14 protein-coding genes are annotated in these 15,809 nt (G+C 70.9%); 6 read left to right on the top strand and 8 right to left on the bottom strand.

Annotated features, from left to right (window positions below):
* From AB0J97_RS39785 to AB0J97_RS39775, 3 genes are all read left to right on the top strand, one after another.
* A partial coding sequence (locus AB0J97_RS39785; RefSeq protein WP_364098967.1) for a tetratricopeptide repeat protein occupies positions 1–730 on the top strand: 730 nt, incomplete at its 5' end.
* 654 nt (positions 731–1,384) lie between these two features.
* Positions 1,385–2,440, top strand: a complete 1,056-nt coding sequence (locus AB0J97_RS39780) for an FAD-dependent monooxygenase (RefSeq protein WP_364098964.1) — start codon at positions 1,385–1,387, stop codon at positions 2,438–2,440.
* Positions 2,441–2,861: 421 nt separating this feature from the next.
* Positions 2,862–6,047, top strand: a complete 3,186-nt coding sequence (locus AB0J97_RS39775; RefSeq protein ID WP_364098961.1) for a BTAD domain-containing putative transcriptional regulator — start codon at positions 2,862–2,864, stop codon at positions 6,045–6,047.
* Between the two features lie 6 nt (positions 6,048–6,053).
* Here the strand turns inward: AB0J97_RS39775 and AB0J97_RS39770 are convergent, their stop codons facing one another.
* The 4 genes from AB0J97_RS39770 to AB0J97_RS39755 all read right to left on the bottom strand — a co-directional run bounded on the left by AB0J97_RS39770 (position 6,054) and on the right by AB0J97_RS39755 (position 9,478).
* The gene (locus tag AB0J97_RS39770; RefSeq protein ID WP_364098958.1) at positions 6,054–7,025 is read right to left on the bottom strand and encodes a hypothetical protein; all 972 of its coding nucleotides are present in this window, start codon (positions 7,023–7,025) and stop codon (positions 6,054–6,056) included.
* Positions 7,025–8,419: an AMP-binding protein gene (locus AB0J97_RS39765; RefSeq protein WP_364098955.1), complete on the bottom strand. Its 1,395-nt coding sequence runs from the start codon at positions 8,417–8,419 to the stop codon at positions 7,025–7,027. The genes AB0J97_RS39770 and AB0J97_RS39765 overlap by 1 nt, the downstream gene beginning before the upstream one ends.
* Positions 8,420–8,686: 267 nt before the next feature.
* Positions 8,687–8,845, bottom strand: coding sequence for a hypothetical protein (locus tag AB0J97_RS39760; RefSeq protein ID WP_364098952.1), 159 nt, complete (start codon positions 8,843–8,845; stop codon positions 8,687–8,689).
* Between the two features lie 90 nt (positions 8,846–8,935).
* Complete coding sequence (locus AB0J97_RS39755) at positions 8,936–9,478, bottom strand: dihydrofolate reductase family protein (protein WP_364098949.1); 543 nt, start codon at positions 9,476–9,478, stop codon at positions 8,936–8,938.
* Positions 9,479–9,617: 139 nt separating this feature from the next.
* Between AB0J97_RS39755 and AB0J97_RS39750 the strand changes: the two genes are divergently transcribed.
* Positions 9,618–10,208: a TetR/AcrR family transcriptional regulator gene (locus AB0J97_RS39750; RefSeq protein ID WP_357700272.1), complete on the top strand. Its 591-nt coding sequence runs from the start codon at positions 9,618–9,620 to the stop codon at positions 10,206–10,208.
* A gap of 165 nt (positions 10,209–10,373) precedes the next feature.
* Here AB0J97_RS39750 and AB0J97_RS39745 read toward each other — a convergent pair whose 3' ends face one another.
* Complete coding sequence (locus tag AB0J97_RS39745) at positions 10,374–10,886, bottom strand: GNAT family N-acetyltransferase (protein WP_364098946.1); 513 nt, start codon at positions 10,884–10,886, stop codon at positions 10,374–10,376.
* 131 nt (positions 10,887–11,017) lie between these two features.
* Between AB0J97_RS39745 and AB0J97_RS39740 the strand changes: the two genes are divergently transcribed.
* Both AB0J97_RS39740 and AB0J97_RS39735 read left to right on the top strand, forming a co-directional pair.
* Positions 11,018–11,803 (top strand): phytanoyl-CoA dioxygenase family protein, encoded by a 786-nt coding sequence (locus AB0J97_RS39740; protein ID WP_364098943.1) that lies wholly within the window; start codon positions 11,018–11,020, stop codon positions 11,801–11,803.
* 61 nt (positions 11,804–11,864) lie between these two features.
* A complete protein-coding gene (locus AB0J97_RS39735) occupies positions 11,865–12,731 on the top strand; it encodes an AraC family transcriptional regulator (protein ID WP_364098940.1) in 867 nt (288 codons plus the stop codon).
* 227 nt (positions 12,732–12,958) lie between these two features.
* On the opposite strand, the gene AB0J97_RS39730 is transcribed toward AB0J97_RS39735, so the two are convergent.
* The 3 genes from AB0J97_RS39730 to AB0J97_RS39720 form a co-directional block, all read right to left on the bottom strand.
* Positions 12,959–13,366 carry a hypothetical protein gene (locus AB0J97_RS39730; RefSeq protein WP_364098937.1) on the bottom strand — a complete coding sequence of 136 codons (408 nt, stop codon included), beginning with the start codon at positions 13,364–13,366 and terminating at the stop codon, positions 12,959–12,961.
* A gap of 247 nt (positions 13,367–13,613) precedes the next feature.
* Complete coding sequence (locus tag AB0J97_RS39725; protein ID WP_364098935.1) at positions 13,614–14,543, bottom strand: carbohydrate binding domain-containing protein; 930 nt, start codon at positions 14,541–14,543, stop codon at positions 13,614–13,616.
* A gap of 169 nt (positions 14,544–14,712) precedes the next feature.
* Positions 14,713–15,636 carry a Gfo/Idh/MocA family oxidoreductase gene (locus AB0J97_RS39720; RefSeq protein WP_364098932.1) on the bottom strand — a complete coding sequence of 308 codons (924 nt, stop codon included), beginning with the start codon at positions 15,634–15,636 and terminating at the stop codon, positions 14,713–14,715.
* Between the last annotated feature and the right edge of the window lie 173 nt (positions 15,637–15,809).

Genomic DNA, 15,809 nt, shown 5'->3' with positions numbered 1-15,809 from the left:
CAACAACCTCGCCCACGCCTACCAGGCGGCGGGGGACCTGCGTCAGGCCATCTCCTTGTACGAGGCCACACTCGCCGACCGGGAACGGGTGCTGGGTACCGACCATCCCGACACGCTGGGCTCCCGCAACAACCTCGCCCACGCCTACCAGGCGGCGGGGGACCTGCGTCAGGCCATCTCCTTGTACGAGGCCACACTCGCCGACCGGGAACGGGTGCTGGGCGCCGACCATCCCTCAACCCTGACCTCCCGCAACAACCTCGCCGCCGCCTATCAGGCGGCGGGGGACCTGGAGCGGGCCCTCCCGTTGTACAAGCAGACGCTGGCCGAGCGTGAGCGGGTGCTGGGCGGCGACCACCCCGACACGCTGGCGTCCCGCAACAACCTCGCCGCCGCCTACCGAACCGCGGGGGACTTGGAGCGGGCCATCTCGTTGTACGAGGCCACCCTCGCCGACCGTGAGCGGGTGCTGGGCACTGACCACCCCGACACGCTGGCCTCACGCAACAACCTCGCCAGCGCCTACCGAACCGCGGGGGACTTGGGCCGGGCCATCCCCCTGCTGGAGGCCGCCTTCGCCGACTGCGAGCGGGTGCTGGGCGCCGACCACCCTACGACTCGCATTGTCCGAGAGAACATTGAGACGGTGAACGCCAACAGCATGCGCCACGGTGCCCGCGGATGGAGGCGGCTGTTCCGGAGGCGGGGCCGCGCCACTGGCGAATCTTGAGGGTGCTGGATCCTTCAGATGACGATCGTATTTTACAGACCGGCCATGCCGGCCATCAGAAGGCACTGGGAGCCTTCAACAACTCCGGCGGTTCAGCAACTCTTGAACACTGTTTGTTGACAGAATTGCCGACGTGGCCGACGCCCTGCAGCTCTGCGCCTGCCGATAATCTCATCCACGCTGGTCAAGCGGGCATGTGAGTATGTGTGGAGGACGCCGCCGAGCCGGTCTCTTAGGCGTACGTCGAGGTTGGCGGTCGTTCCAGAGCAGTAGCGGTCGAGGAGTTCAGGGCGGCAGTGCTGCACCCATCGCTCCGTGATGGAGTTCATGCGCGGCATCCGCATGCTGGTGAGCACCGTCGTGATGCCGGCGTCGGCGAGGACCTCGTCCATGAGGGCCGGGAACTTGCCATCCCTGTCTCGGATCAGGAAGCGCGTCCGGCAGCCCGCCGGCTCGGGTTCGGCGTGGCGTAGCGCGCGCGGTGGCGCACTGTGTGCGTATAACTACTCTGTGCCGAACGAAGTGCAGAAGGTGATTTGTGTCGGTGGCGGACCCGCCGGCCTGTATTTCGCGATCCAGATGAAGCTGCGCGATCCTTCGTGTGACATATCCGTTTTCGAGCGCGATCCGGAGGGTTCGACGTACGGCTGGGGCGTGACGTACTGGGGCAGCCTGCTCGACCGGCTGCACGAGAGCGATCCCGAGTCGGCCCGCGCCATCGGCGAGGCGTCCGTGCGGTGGCAGGACGGGATGGCCCTCGTCGGCGGCCGCACCACCACGCACCGCGGCGACGAGGGCTTCGGCATCGGCCGCCACCGGCTGCTCGGCATCCTGGCCGACCGGGCGATCGCACTCGGCGTGCGGGTGGAGTTCGAGCGCGAGATCCTCGGCGAGGTCCCGGACGCCGACCTGGTGGTGGCCGCCGACGGGGTGAACAGCCCGCTGCGCGGCCGCCACGACTTCGGCACCGAGGTCGCCACGGGGGGCAACACCTACATCTGGCTCGGGACCACCAAGGTCTTCGACGCCTTCACCTTCGCCTTCGTGGAGACCGAGCACGGCTGGATCTGGTGCTACGGCTACCGCTTCGACGACGAGCGCAGCACCTGCGTGATCGAGTGCGCGCCCGCCACGTGGCGCGGGCTCGGGCTCGACCGCGCCGACGAGGCGGGCAACCTGGAGCTGCTGGAAAAGCTGTTCGTCGACGTGCTCGACGGGCATCGGCTCGTCGGGCGCGGGCAGGGCGTCGCGCAGTGGCTGCGCTTCCAGACCGTGACGAACCGCTCCTGGCACTGCGGCAACCTCGTCCTGCTCGGCGACGCCGCGCACACCACGCACTACTCCATCGGCGCCGGGACCACGCTCGCGATCGAGGACGCCATCGCGCTGGCCGGCGCGATCGAGCGCCACCCCGCCCTGGCGCCCGCGCTCGCGGCCTACGCGCGGGAGCGCAAGGCCGCGTTGTTGCCGGTCCAGAGCGCCGCCCGCTACAGCGCGCGGTTCTACGAGGACCTGCCGCGCTACCTGCGCCTGGAGCCCGCGCAGATGTTCGCGCTGCTCGGCCAGCGGCACTCGCCGCTGTTGTCGTACATGCCGCCGCGGCTGTACTACCGGCTCGACCGGGCGGTGAGCCGGCTGGAGGCGGCGCGCAAGTTCAAGCGCTGGGCCGGGCACCGGATCGCCGGGTCACTGCAGTCGTTGTCGCGCTGACGGGGTCAGCGCGGGTCGCGGACGAGGCGGCCGATGACGGAGTGGACCCTGCCGTCGTCGAACGAGTCCGGGCCGATCAGCAGGGTCACAGCCATCACCGGTGGCAAGGCCACGAGTGCTGCCGGCGGCTCCCTCGGTGTCGATGCGCAGCGTTCGGCTCTCTCGTCGCTCATGGCACGCCGATGCGCCGGCTGATCGAATCCGGCGCCCTGCGCGGAGACCGCTGATCGGCCTGCGCGACCCGGGCTCCGCACCGGGCACCGGCACCCCAGAACCCGTTCCCCGGGGCCGATCACGGCTGTCGGCGCCCGACACCGGCCATCGCTGACTGTCCGGCTTGCCGCGTTTGTCAAATGGGCGTCACCAGAGGTGTACTGCCTTCCGGAAAGCTGATCATCCGATCACGCACGAGGGAGGACCGGTGGACTTCGCGATCCTCGGCACCATTCGCCTCAATGGTCCCGGCGGCCGGATCCGTCTCAGCCGCAAGCAGCGGGCCGTGATCGGGGTCCTGCTGCTCCACCCGAACGCGACCGTTTCCACCGAACGCCTGATCGGCGCCCTCTGGGACGACCCGCCCCGCTCGGCACTGTCCAACGTCCAGACCTACGTCCATCAGCTCCGCCGCTCCCTGGAGGGCAGCGGCCTGTGGCTGGGGACCGAGGGGTCGGGGTACGCCTGCGAGGTCCCGCCGGAGCGTCTGGACCTGCTGGTGTTCGAGGAGGGCGTACGCCGGGCGCGCAGGGAACGGGCGAACGGCGACCTGGTGGCGGCCGAGCGCGAGTACGCGGCCGCCGTCGCGTTGTGGCGCGGAACCCCGGCCGAGGACGTACCGCTCAGCGGGGCCGTGGCGCCGCGGATCACCGAGCTGGAGGAGCAGCTGGCGGTGGCCAGATCGGAGTGGATCGACGTACGGCTCGCGCTCGGCCACGACGGCCTCGCCGCCGAACTGCGTACCCTCGTCGCCGCCCACCCGCTGCGTGAGCGTTTGCGAGAGCAGCTCGTGGTCGCCCTGCACCGCAGCGGGCGGCGGGACGAGGCCCTCGACGCCTTCCGCGAGGCGCGTGAGCTGCTGGTGGCCGAGCTGGGCATCGAGCCGGGCCCGGAACTGCGCCGCCTGCACGCCGCGCTGCTCTCCGGCGACGCCGACCGCCGTTCGCCGCTGCTCCCCGGCGAGACCGATCATCACTCGCCACCGGCCGGAGAGGCCGGGCGCCACTCGCCGCCACCGGCAGGAGAGGGCGGTCGTCATTCGCCGCCGCCGGCCGCGGACGCCGACCGGCACGGCATGCCGCCTTCCGCGGACGTCGAAGCGGGCGCGCGGCCGATGGCGTTCCGGGGGCTGTGCCAGTTACCCGGCGACACCGCGGACTTCGTCGGGCGTGAGGGAGAGGTCGCCGAGCTGCTGAGGCTGCTGCGGGCGGCCGCGGATCGGCTCGGTCCGCCCATCGTGGTCGTGTCCGGTCTGCCCGGCGTGGGCAAGACCACGCTCGCCGTACGACTGGCGCACCTGTTGCGAGCCGACTATCCCGACGGGCAGCTCTTCGTCCGGCTCGGACGGGACGCGCGCGGCCCCCGGGAGCCCGGCGAGCTGCTGGACGTGCTGCTGCGCTCGCTCGGCCTCGACGGCGCGCTCATCCCCGTCCCGGTCGAGGAACGCGCGGGACTGCTGCGTCAGCGGCTGGCCGACCGGGCGGTGCTCCTCGTGCTGGACGACGCCGTCGAGGAGGACCAGCTCCGCCACCTGCTGCCGGGCACCGCACGCGGCGCCGTCCTGGTGACCTCCCGCTCTCCGCTGCCCGCCCTGGAAGGTGCCGTACGGCTCCCGCTCGACCTCCCCGACGAGAGAGACGCCAGGCTCCTGCTGGAACGCGTGGCGGGCCGGGACCGCATCGGTTCGGCGCCCGGCGCGGCCGAGCAGATCCTGCGTTCCTGCGGCCGGTTGCCGCTGGCCATCCGGGTCGCGGGAGCCCGCCTGGCCACCCGGCCGGTCTGGCCGGTCAGCGAGTTCGCCACCCGGCTGGCCGGACGGGGCCTGGACGAGCTGGTCGTCGGCGGGCTGGACGTGCGCGCGACGTTCGAGCCGAGCTACGCGGCGCTGCCGGCCCCGGCCAGGCGCGCGTTCCGGCTGCTGGGCCTGGCCGGGCTGGACAGCGTGGCGGAGTGGTCGGTCGCGGCCCTCCTCAGACGACCCGCCGCGGAGACGGACGCGGCGCCCGCCAGACCGCCTGGCTCGGACGGGGATGCGGACAAGCTGGGGGCGGCCGCGCTGGAGGCGGATGCGGCGCTGGAGACGCTGGTCGCGCGGGGCATGCTCACCTCGACCGAGGTGGACGGGGCCGGACAGCCCCGCTACCGGCTGCACGACCTGCTGCGGGTGTACGCGCGGGAACGGGCGCAGGCGGAGGAGACCCCCGAGGGGCGGCGTGCGGTGCTCACCTGGCACGTGCTGGAATGCCTGCGGCGTACCCGGGCCGCCACGCGCCGCCTGCCGATCCTGCTGGCCCCGCCGTACGAGCGCGAGCCGGAGGAGGGACCGGCGCCCGACGTGCGGGTGAGCGAGATGTGGCTGGCGGCCGAGCGGCGTACGCTGATGCTCGCCCTCAGCACCGCCGCCGAGCTGGGCCTGAACGACGCGGCGGCCGAGCTGGGGCACCACCTCACCAGCTATTTGATCATGGATCGGTTCCTGGCCGACGCCGAGCGGGTCCAGCAGATCGTGATCGGGCTGGGCGATGGGCGCGCCGCGCTGCGGGCCCGGCTGCTGCTGGCCACGGTGGAGATCGAATGGGGTCGGTTCCTTTCGGCCGAGACCATGTGCGGCGCGCTTCTGGCGGAGTTCGGCCGCGCCGGTGACAGGCATGGAGCGGCGTACGCGCTGATCGTCAGGGCCGCCGCGCGGCACGGCATGGGCCATCTGGACGAGGCGCTGGCCGACGCGTACGCCTGCCTCGACCTGATGGCGGCTCACGGCGACGCCGCCGGGCTGGCGTACGCGTGGACCTGGCCTGTCTGGATCCACGTCGAGCGCGGTGAGCACGGGCGGGCCGTGGAGATCGCCAGAGCGCGGCTGGAGGTGACCGAGAAGGACGACTACGCCATCCGCGGCAACCTGCTGCGCGGCCTCGGCACCGCCCTCTACCAGCGGGGCGAGACGGCGGAGGCCGTCGTCCGCTACCGGGAGGGCCTGCTGGCGGCGCAGGCGCTCGGCGATCGCGCCGAGACGAGCAAGGCGCTGCGCCGGCTGGGGGAGGCACTGGGTGCGCTGGGCCGCTTCGACGAGGCGGCCGAGACACTGGCGGCGAGCCTGCGGCTGTTCGTGGAAAGCGGCGACACCCTGGGCGAGGCGCTGGCCGGGCACGCGCTCGGCGTCGTGCACCTGCGCCAGGGCGAGCCCCGCCGGGCGGTGGCGGACCTGCGGGCCGCGCTGGAACGGCTCGGCGGCGACGGGCCTCCGGTGTGGCGGGCCCGCGCTCTCAGAGAGCTGGGCCGGGCCTACGCCCTGCTGGGGCGGCACGAGGAGTCGGCGGCGGCGTGGCGCGGCTCCCTCGCCCTGTTCGGCGACGCGGCGGAGGGACGGGAGGTGGCCGCGTTCCTGGCGCCCTGACCGACGCTATTCGCCGAGCCGCCACACGACCGGCACGCCCTGCGTTCCCGCCAGCCTGGCCTCCTTGCGCGCCAGCCCCGGCGTGGCGCCCTCGGCGACCAGCACGCCCTCGGGCGACAGGGCGGCCCACATCCCGGCGGGCGCGTCGGCCACCTCCAGCGCCCGGTTCACCTCCGGCCGGGCCGGGGCGGGCGTCCGGCGGGCCTGCCACCGCCGCCAGTACAGCCACTGCACGACGATCAGCGGCCCGAGCACGGTCAGCAACGGCAGCAGCCGGCCATGGGACAGGACGAAGGCGATGGACAGAGCCAGCAGGACGGCCTCCAGGCCGGCGGCACACCAAGCGGCCGCCTTCCCGTACGCCCGTAGCGCCACCACCGGCCAGATCGACAACATCAGGCAGTCGCCGAGCCCGATGAGGGCGGGATCGTCGCCATAGGAGGAGGCCAGCACAGGCGCGAACGGCAGCCCCTGCATCCGCTGGACGAAGTCGGCGGTGAGCGACGTCAGCCCGGTGGCCAGCGTGTCGTACAGGGTGAGGGCGGCGGCCAGGGCGGCCACCTGCGCGGGCGTGATCGCCGCCTGCACCCACATGTTCACCACGCCGACGACGAGCAGGATCAGCAGGGCGTCGTTGATCACAAGGAGCGCGGCCGGCCGTCCCAGCGCGAAGGCGGTGACGTCGGCGGCGCACAGGAGCAGGGCGGCGATCATGCCCCACCGGCCGCCCAGCACGGGGGCGAGGGTGAGCTGGGTCAACGTCAGGACCACGAGCCCGAAGATCGACACGACGACGCCCGTGGGCAGGTGGAGGTACGCGAACGGCATCACGACCAGCGTCACCACCATGACCGCGATGTCCGCGCCCACCATCCGGCCGACCGGCGGTCTGGGCATGACGTAACGGCGCAGGTACGCGGCGGTGAGCGCGACGGCCAGAGCGACGAGGGCGTACAGGGCGAGCACGTACGGGGTCATCACAGTCCTCGCTCGAAGCTGATCTCCAGCAGGTCGGTGCGCAGCCGGCAGGGCGTGGGCAGGTCCTCGGCGGTCTCGACCAGGACGATGCCGGTCAGAGGCAGCCCGTGGGCGCGCTCCTCCAGGCGGCCGAGCAGGCCCTGCTCGGCCTTGCCCGCGACGACGTACAGGATGGTGCCCTCAAGGGCGTACCGGGTGGGCAGCGGCAGCGCGTGCTCGGCCTGCAGCAGGTCCAGCACGTCACGCGTGGTCAGCCCGCCGGGCGACCTGCGGCCGAGCACCCGCGAGGTGGCGGGCAGGGCGGCGAGGGCGCACGTCGGGGGCTCGGCCAGAACCTGGACGAGGTCGCCGGTGACGTACCTGAGCAGAAGCGTGGTGTCGCGGAACGTGGAGTACGGCGTCACGACGATCGTGCCGACCTCGCCGGGAGCGGCGGGGGCCAGGGTCTCGGGGTCGAGTATCTCGACCAGGCCCTGGTCGGCGGACAGGTGCAGATGACCGTCGGGGCAGACGCGGCCGGACACCGGGGCGATCTCGGTCATGCCGTACCCGTCGCGGACCTCGGCCCCGAACGCGTGCTCCGCCCGCTCGCGCAACGCGTCGGTGAGGACCTCGCCGCCGGACCAGATGGTGGTCAGCGCGAAGTCGGCGGCCCGCCAGCCGCCCCGCTCGGCCTCCTGCACGAGCGCCGCGAGGTGGGAGGCCGGCACGTTGAGGTGAGACATCTGCGCGCGCTTGCCCGGAACGTGCAGCGGAGTGGCCAGCCGGTCGAGCGTGGCGGCCGGGTCGATGGTGCCCAGGTGGGCGAACACGGCCCCGGTGCGGGTGACGGCCCGTTCGGTGAGGATCTGCGCGACGGACCGCGAACTGCTCGCGTTGGCCCACACGTCGTCCGTGCGCACGTTCCCGGACATCATGAGCGAGAGCGCCGACAGGCACGACAGCAGCTCGATCTCGTAGGCGGAGAACCACACGAGCGTGGGCGTGCCCGTCGTGCCCGTCGTGTGCGCGAGCACGGATGGCCTGGCCAGGTCGGAGACGAAGGCCGCCGGCCTGCCGCGCAGGTCGGCCTTGGAGGTGGGGGCGATCGAGGACAGGGTTTGCGGGGTGATGGAGGCCGGGTCCACGCCGTGCTCCGCGAACCACCGCCGGTAGTAAGGGCTCTCCGCCGCCGCGTGGGCCACCGTGCGCCGCAGCCGCCGCCGGGTGAGGTCCTCCTGGAGCTCGGGGTCGTTGCCCGCGATCAGGTCGTCGGCGCCCTCGCCGGGCGAGCCGAACGTCTCCAGCGTCTCGCGCATGTCGTCGACCAGCGTGTAGACGTCCCGCAGCCGGAACCTGCGCCCCGACATCATCGACCAGGCGTAGCCGAGCTGGCGTACCGCGGTGCCGAACACGCCGCTTTCCTCCCGTCGTGGTGTCCCCCGGGAGAGGGCTCCCGGGGGATCACTCGCTGTTCGTCAGACCTGCAGCCCGAAGATGGCGCTGGACAGGGTGCTGACGGCGTACTTCGCGTAACGACGGGCGGTCTTGACCATGACGAACTCCCAGTTCTTCAGGGGGCGCACCGATCGCGCCCTCTGCGATCAAGAGTGCGAGCCGCTGCCAGAGATCCCCTACACAGTCGCTACAAAGTCATTACAAACAGCTGGTGGCGGGCCCCGTCACCCGCCGGTGAGCCGATGCCGGGTCTCGCAGCAGTCTCCGGCGGCCCAGATCCCGACGGCCAGGCGCCCGTCCGGCTTGGGCCGCAAACCGCCGGTCGGGCCGCTCGGCAGCTTGGTGAGGTCGGGGTTCAGCCAAGATGATGGCGAAACCCGCATGGGATTTGAACGGGCTCCGGGGCGGGAGGGCTCGGACAAGTGGCGAGGGCTCGTGGCGGACCCGATGGCTCGGAGGACCTGCAACTCGGGCTAACGGAGGACTCGGTAGCGAAGATGAGCCTCGCTCGCGAAGGCTGATGTGTCGAGGCGCTCAAGCTCGATGTGCCGCCCAAGGCCTGCGAACAGCGAGATGCCGTCGCCGAGCAGGACCGGCGCAACGTCCAGGTGGAGCTCGTCGACGAGACCGAGCCGCAGGCACTGTCGTGAGATGGTTCCTCCGAGCAGGCTGACCCAGCCGTCCCCGGCCGCTTGCGTGGCCAGTCTGACGGCCTCGTTGATGTCGTCGACGACGAAGTTGTACGTGATGCCGTCGCGCTCGATCGGCTCATGGGCGCTGTGGGTCATCAGGTAGACCGGGACCTTCAGCATGCCGCCGTACGGGATCTCGCCGTCCTCGATGGTCTGGGTCTTGTTCGCGCCGCCGACCACCGCGCCGATCCGGCTCATCACCGTCCCCACGACGGCGTCGTCCTCGGGAGCGGAGGGTCGGCCGAACATCCAGTCGACCCCGCCGTCCTCCCTTGCCATGAACCCGTCAAGAGTGATGGTCGCGTGGACGATCACGGTGGCCATGAGCCGCTCCTATCTCCGAGAGGTGAGTCGATCGACTCGCCTCTATGACCGTAATCGTGCTCGTCATGGTGAGTCAAGGAACTCGCCTCGATGAGATACTGAACGGATGACACGTGGACGCTCCTCGTACCACCGTGCGGTGGCCGCGACCAACCGCGAGGCGATCCTCGGCGCCGCCGCGCAGCTCTTCCTGGAGTTCGGGTACGACCGCACGCCACTGGCACGTGTCGCCGAGCAGGCAGGGGTGTCCAAGGCGACGCTCTTCAAGCAGTTCCCGACCAAGGCCGAGCTCTTCGAGGCAACGGTGCTCGCGGCAGGCGGATCGCCGGCGCCGGAACCGGTCGAGATCCCGACCGGCGACCTCTATGCGGGCTTGGTGGTGCTAGGTCGCGCGTATTCGGAACTGTTGACTCGTCCTCGCATGGTCGCCCTGATGCGAACCGTGATCGCCGAATCGCACCACTTCCCCGAACTGCGCGAGCGGACCTTCGACTTCGGCACGCTGCCTGTGCTGCAGGCGCTGGGGCGCTATCTGCGGGAGGCGCACTCCGCAGGCAGCGCCGACATCGATGATCCGGATCTGGCATCCGCACAGTTCCTCGGCATGATCGCGTCCGCGATCTTCTGGCCGCGCCTCACGCACGGTACGTGGTCGATCACCAAGGAAGAGCAGTCGCGAGCGGTCGACGAAGCAGCCCGAACGATCGCCGCGCGCTTCGCAACTCCCTGACGTGATCATCCGCGTCCGGGGCAGTGCCCGACCTCAGGCGGACAGCCTCCTCGCCCGGCACCGCGCCATGCTGGAGCAAAGTGCCTGGCAACTCCCACCCGTCGCGTCCGGTCGAGGCCTTCGGCGGTCGCCACCCGTGTGAGCTGGTGGCTGATGCCCGCGTCTCTACCGCGGGTCGAGTACGCGTGTCATCCAGATCGAGTCACCGTGTTCGGCGTCCTCGTCGATGCGGTCGCTTCGGTGGAAGCCGAGTTTCTCAAGGACGCGGAACGAGGGTGTGTTCCACTCCCGTACGGTGGCCCAGAGGCGGTGACGCCCTGTTCGAATCGCGGCTTCCAAGACCGCACGGGCGGCTTCTGTCGCATAACCATGGCCGTGAGCTCGTTGTGCCAGCTCGTACGCGATCTCAGGTTCGTCGAACGATCCCTGGCCGACGGTCAATCCGCAATACCCGATGAACTCACCGGTGTCGCGCAGCTCTATGGCCAGCAACCCGAGCCCGGGAGCCGCCGTCAGCGGATTGTCAACGAGCCAGCTGCGGACGTCCTCGACCGTCGGCCGTCCCTCGGCGTCGATCCGGCGGGCCGCCGGCACTCGCGGGTCCCGCTCGAACCACAACCCGCGGAACTGCTCTGCGTCCGACGGCACCCACCGTCGCAACCGCAGCCGCTCAGTCATCAGCTCCGCCGGTAGATCCTCATATGTCCTCATCCGGCCAACCTAACCCAGTGCTGGTCACCCTCGGACCCGACAAAAGCGGTAGCGGGAATGTCGGGAGATCCGGGCCGGTGACGTCGCACGATGGGGGCATGGACGACACGACCTTGACATCCCGTTTCCTCCGCGACGGCTTCGTGAAGCTGGAGGGTGCCGTCGCGCCGCGCGTGGCCGCAGACTGTGCGCGGCTGCTGTGGCGGGAGACGGGCTGCGACCCGGACGACCCGTCCACGTGGACGCAGCCCGTGCACTGGGTGGCCGGTATGGCGCAAGGACCGTTCGCGGCCGCACCCAATTCCCCGGCCCTGCATCATGCGTACGACCTGCTCGTCGGCGCGGGACGCTGGGAGCCGCGCTACTCACTGGGCACCTTCCCACTGCGCTTCCCCCACGAGGAGGAGCCGAACGACGCGGGCTGGCACATCGAGGGGAGCTATCTGCCGGAGGGCGAGAGCTGGTACTTCACGAATCTGCGCTCCCAGGGGCGGGCGCTGTTGATGCTCTTCCTGTTCAGCGAAGTCGGTGAGGAGGACGCCCCGACCCGGATCCGGGTCGGCTCACACCTCGACGTGCCGAAGGTGCTGGAGAAGTACGGGGAGGACGGGGCGAGCGGGCTGACCCTCGCACCCGATCTGGTGGCGGCGTCCGACCACCGGCCGCTCGCCCTCGCCACCGGGTCCCCGGGCGACGTCTTCCTGTGCCATCCGTTCCTGGTGCACGCCGCACAACCGCACCATGGGGTGCGGCCGCGCTTCATGGCCCAGCCGCCGCTCCTACCGGCCGCGCGGTACGAACTGGATCGGGCCGACGGCGCGTACTCACTGGTGGAGATTGCGATCCGCCAGGGGCTGGGACGGGACGGGGGCGGCGCTGGATAGAGGTGCCTGACGGCTATCGTCGGCAGGGCGGCCGTGCAGAGGCTGTGGAAGGAGGGCACGCATGCTGGAGCGGCTGAACCAGGCCATGGAGCACATCGAGGGCCATCTCGACCAGGCCCTCGACGTGGAGGAGCTGGCACGCGTCGCGGCCACCTCGGAGCAGCACCTGCGCCGGATGTTCTCCGCGCTGGCGGGCATGCCGCTCGCGGAGTACGTCCGGCGCCGCCGGCTCACCCTGGCGGGCGCCGAAGTACTCGCGGGGCGTGAAACGCTGCTGGATATCGCGGTGCGCTACGGCTACGGCTCCGGTGAGGCGTTCGCGCGGGCGTTTCGTGCCATGCACGGCATCGGGCCAGGCGAGGCCCGGCGTACCGGCGCCGCGCTCACCTCCCAGTCCCGAATGGCCTTCCGCCTCACCATCGAAGGGAGCAGCAGCATGCGGTACCGCGTCGTGGACAGGGCGGACTTCACCGTCGTCGGGTTCAAGGCCCGGGTCCCGCTGGTGCACGCGGGCCCGAACCAGGCAATCATCGACTTCGTCCGTAGGATCGATCCGCAGGCTCTGGAACGCCTGGAGAAGCTGTCGGACCAGGAACCGTACGGCATCGTCGCGGTGTGCGACGACATGGAACCCGGCCGCGCCGAGGGTGATGAGCTCGACTACCACCACGGCGTGATCACCTCCGCCGCCGCTCCGGAAGGCACGACCACACTGGCCGTCCCCGCCGGCACCTGGGCGGTCTTCACCACCTCCGGGCCCGCCCCACGGGCCATCCAGGAGCTGTGGCGGGACGTGTTCACCGAGTGGTTCCCGTCGAACCCGTACCGCACCCGCACCGGCCCCGAGATCCTCCGCATCCAGCTGTCGCCGGACAAGACGGAGGCCGACGCCGAACTGTGGCTCCCGGTGGAGCCCGAGCACCGCTGAACACGGCGACCTACCCCCCCGGGGTGGACGTCCGGGGCTGACCTTCGCGATGGCATCCCCCGGACACGAATGCTGGGTCAGGGCCGTAGGAAGCGATGGAGTGCACGTGAGGCGGCCATTCGGCCGGTCCCGGCCGCCGCCCGGAAGGCAGCCGTTCCCGGCGGAACGGGGTCGCCAGATGCCTGGTCAGTGCCCGTTCCTGGCTCTGGGGCCGGCTCCAGACCCGGTTAGGCCTCCTCGCATGCGATCTCGGGCGGGCAGCTGACCTTCGCGCCGCCGAACCTGACCCGGGTACCGCCAGGCACGCTCAGCCGGTAGTCGGCGCCGCAGTCGCCGCCCCCGCATTCGTAGTCGATGGTCATGCGGTGCTCGCTCCACGACTCGGTGTGGCGCTTGGGGCCGGTCCAGCGCAGCCTGCGGTCGACCACGACCTCGCCCGCCGGCCCGGTGACCACGGTGATCGTCACCGGGCCGCTGGAGTCGACCTCCAGCTCGTCTCCGGTCAGTCGGTACGTGCCGCGGGTGGTCTCCGAAGCGGGCACCATCGGCTCACGGCTGTTGCTGTGGATCAGCATCGCGCCCCCGGCGATCGCGGCAGCAGCCAGCAGGGCGGTGGCTGCGAGGATCTTCTTCATGCCTCAAAGGTAGGAACTCGCGGCCCCGGCGAACGATGGTGCTGCTTTCCCACTTGACGGTGGTGCTGGCCCCCCTCGAACAGGGGTGCCGGATGATGGCCGACGCGGAGCCCACCACCCTGACACTTGAGACGCCCCGGCCGCCGTTCTCCTTCCGCAGTTCGAGGTCCGCGCTGACTCCAACGGCGGCGCCGGCGGGTCTGCCACCACCGAGCTCGCCGGCGGCAGCACCGTTGCGCCCGACGTTCTAGTCGGTGAGCAGGATGTCGTCCAGGCACAGCGTGTACGGCACGTCAGCGCCGCCCACCTGGAACAACACCTGGGCCTCCCGGTCGGAGACCTTGGCGGTGTTCTGGTAGGTGTAGGTCCGGGAGCCGGTGCCGACCTCGGGGTAGCCGTCCACGATCGCGGTGTGCGTCTCGCCGCTGCCCTGGACCAGTGACCTGATCTTCACCGTCCGCGTCGCCGACGCCTTGAAGCTCAGCCGGTACGTCTTCCCGGCCTCCACACCGATGCCGCTCTGCCCGATCATCGCGGCCCACACGTTGTCACCACCCGCGGGAACGTGGGCGCACAACCGCCCGCCCGTCGCCTCGATCGGGGTGTTCTTGGACGCCCACCAACCCTTGACCCCGTTGTCCAGCGAGCCGTTCACGACGCTCTGGTGCACGGGCACGAGAGAGACATTGTCCAGGCACAACGTGTACGGCGCGTCAGCGCCGCCCACCTGGAACAACACCTGGGCCTCCGTGTCCGGCCCCTTGGCCGTGGCCGCGTAGCTGAACTTCTTCGGGCTGCCGCCGACCTCGGGGTAGCCGTCCACGATCGCGGCGCGCTTCTCGCCGCCGCCCTGGACCACCGACCTGATCCTCGTCGTCCTCGTGGCGGTCGCCTCGAAGCTCAACTGGTAGGTCTGTCCGGCCTGGACCGCGATGCCGCTCTGCCCGATCATCGCGGCCCACACGTTGTCACCACCCGCGGGGACCTGGGCGCACAACCGCCCGTCGGTCACCTTGATCGGGGTGTTCTTGGACGCCCACCAGCCCTTGACCCCGTTGTCCAGGGAGCCGTTCACCACGGCGTCGCCGGCGGGCGCGGCGGCGTACGCGGGAGTCGCCGCCGCGGCCATCGCCACGAAGGCGCCCACGGCGATGAGGCGCATCGATAGAGGATTCATGAAAAATGATCTTAGGAAGGACGTCACCATCGGCACAGAGCCAATTCGTGGTCACGCAGTTGGGCCAACCTGCCGCGGGCGGCCCTGTCGGCCTGGTGCTCAGATCGACGTCACCGCAGGCGACGTGACGTCGCGCGGGACCTCCCGAACGCGACACGTCGATCTGCTCTCACGAGTGGACCTGCGTGCGGTGGAGGGTGACGAAGGAGGCGAGAACGGCGGCGAGGCCGTCGGACGCGTTCACGGTGGAGTGCCGCAGCGGCGTGCCGGATTCGATGGAACGGGCGATCTCCTGGTACACGAGCCCGCGCAGGACCCGGACGGGCGGGATCTCCCGCATGGCCCTCGATCCCATGCGTTCGAAGACCAGCGTGCTGCCGCTGACCGTGAGGCGCGCATCGGTGTCGAACAGGCTGAGCCGCTCAGACGGAACCGCGGAACAGGTCGTGCCGGCGAAGGCGAGCCGCGAGCCGTTGTGGAAGCTCACCAGGCCGATGGCCCGCCCTCCCGGATCGTCGTCGACCTGGATCCTCGTGTCGGCCGGCTCGCCGAGAAGCTGACAGGCCAGATCCAGGTACGGCGTGAGAATCCGGGCGAGTGCCCGTTTCTGCCGCGTCGGCCCCCAGCGGAACCACAACGGGTTGCGGAACTCCTCGAAGGGGTGTGACCGCGAGACCTCGAGTGTCGCGCAGGTCGTCGCCGTCCAGGTCCAGGCTCGTACCTCGGCCGGCACCGCCATGCGGAACGGCATCATGACGCCGATCAGCGCTGTGTCACGCCGGGTCAGCTGCCGGAGCTGCGCCAGTTCCTGGGGGGAGGGGGCGGGTTCCTGCAGGAGTACCGCCTTGCCCGCCTCGGCCGCCTGCCGGACCAGGGCGACTCTCGCCTCCGTGTGGGTGCACAGGACGATGAGCCGGATGTCCGGGTCGAGCAGCAGGCTCTCCCATGTCGCGTCGGTGGGGGCACCGTCCGCGTCCACGACCGGGTCCCGGCTCAGCGCGTGGACGAGCTGGAAGCCCTCGTCGCGCAGCAGGTCGTCCACGGCCTGCTGATGGAGGGGACTGCCGCCGACGACGGCGGCCCTGATCGTCACGGCACGTCCGCCGTTTCGGACCGCCGGCTGATCGGATGTACGTTCGCGCCCTCGCGGAAGGGGGTCAGGCGAGTCATATCGCCCTCCAAGCTCTCATGACCTGACGCTCTGGTGGATGGGCCCCGCCGGAAGCGTGGCGGGATGTCCGGAGATCTTTACGAGCTGCCCAGTGT

Origin of the sequence: Nonomuraea sp. NPDC049607 (assembly GCF_040675375.1) — a bacterium.
Taxonomy (GTDB): Bacteria; Actinomycetota; Actinomycetes; order Streptosporangiales; family Streptosporangiaceae; genus Nonomuraea.
This window is presented reverse-complemented; position numbering and strand designations above follow the sequence as displayed.

Bases quoted from the DNA above. Each gene is read 5' to 3' on its own strand.
- AB0J97_RS39755 (WP_364098949.1), bottom strand. From the start codon at position 9,478: ATGGCCACCGTGATCGTCCACGCGACCATCACTCTTGACGGGTTCATG.
- AB0J97_RS39735 (WP_364098940.1), top strand. From the start codon at position 11,865: ATGCTGGAGCGGCTGAACCAGGCCATGGAGCACATCGAGGGCCATCTC.
- AB0J97_RS39730 (WP_364098937.1), bottom strand. From the start codon at position 13,366: ATGAAGAAGATCCTCGCAGCCACCGCCCTGCTGGCTGCTGCCGCGATC.
- AB0J97_RS39725 (WP_364098935.1), bottom strand. From the start codon at position 14,543: ATGAATCCTCTATCGATGCGCCTCATCGCCGTGGGCGCCTTCGTGGCG.
- AB0J97_RS39740 (WP_364098943.1), top strand. From the start codon at position 11,018: ATGGACGACACGACCTTGACATCCCGTTTCCTCCGCGACGGCTTCGTG.
- AB0J97_RS39745 (WP_364098946.1), bottom strand. From the start codon at position 10,886: ATGACTGAGCGGCTGCGGTTGCGACGGTGGGTGCCGTCGGACGCAGAG.
- AB0J97_RS39770 (WP_364098958.1), bottom strand. From the start codon at position 7,025: ATGACCCCGTACGTGCTCGCCCTGTACGCCCTCGTCGCTCTGGCCGTC.
- AB0J97_RS39760 (WP_364098952.1), bottom strand. From the start codon at position 8,845: ATGCGGGTTTCGCCATCATCTTGGCTGAACCCCGACCTCACCAAGCTG.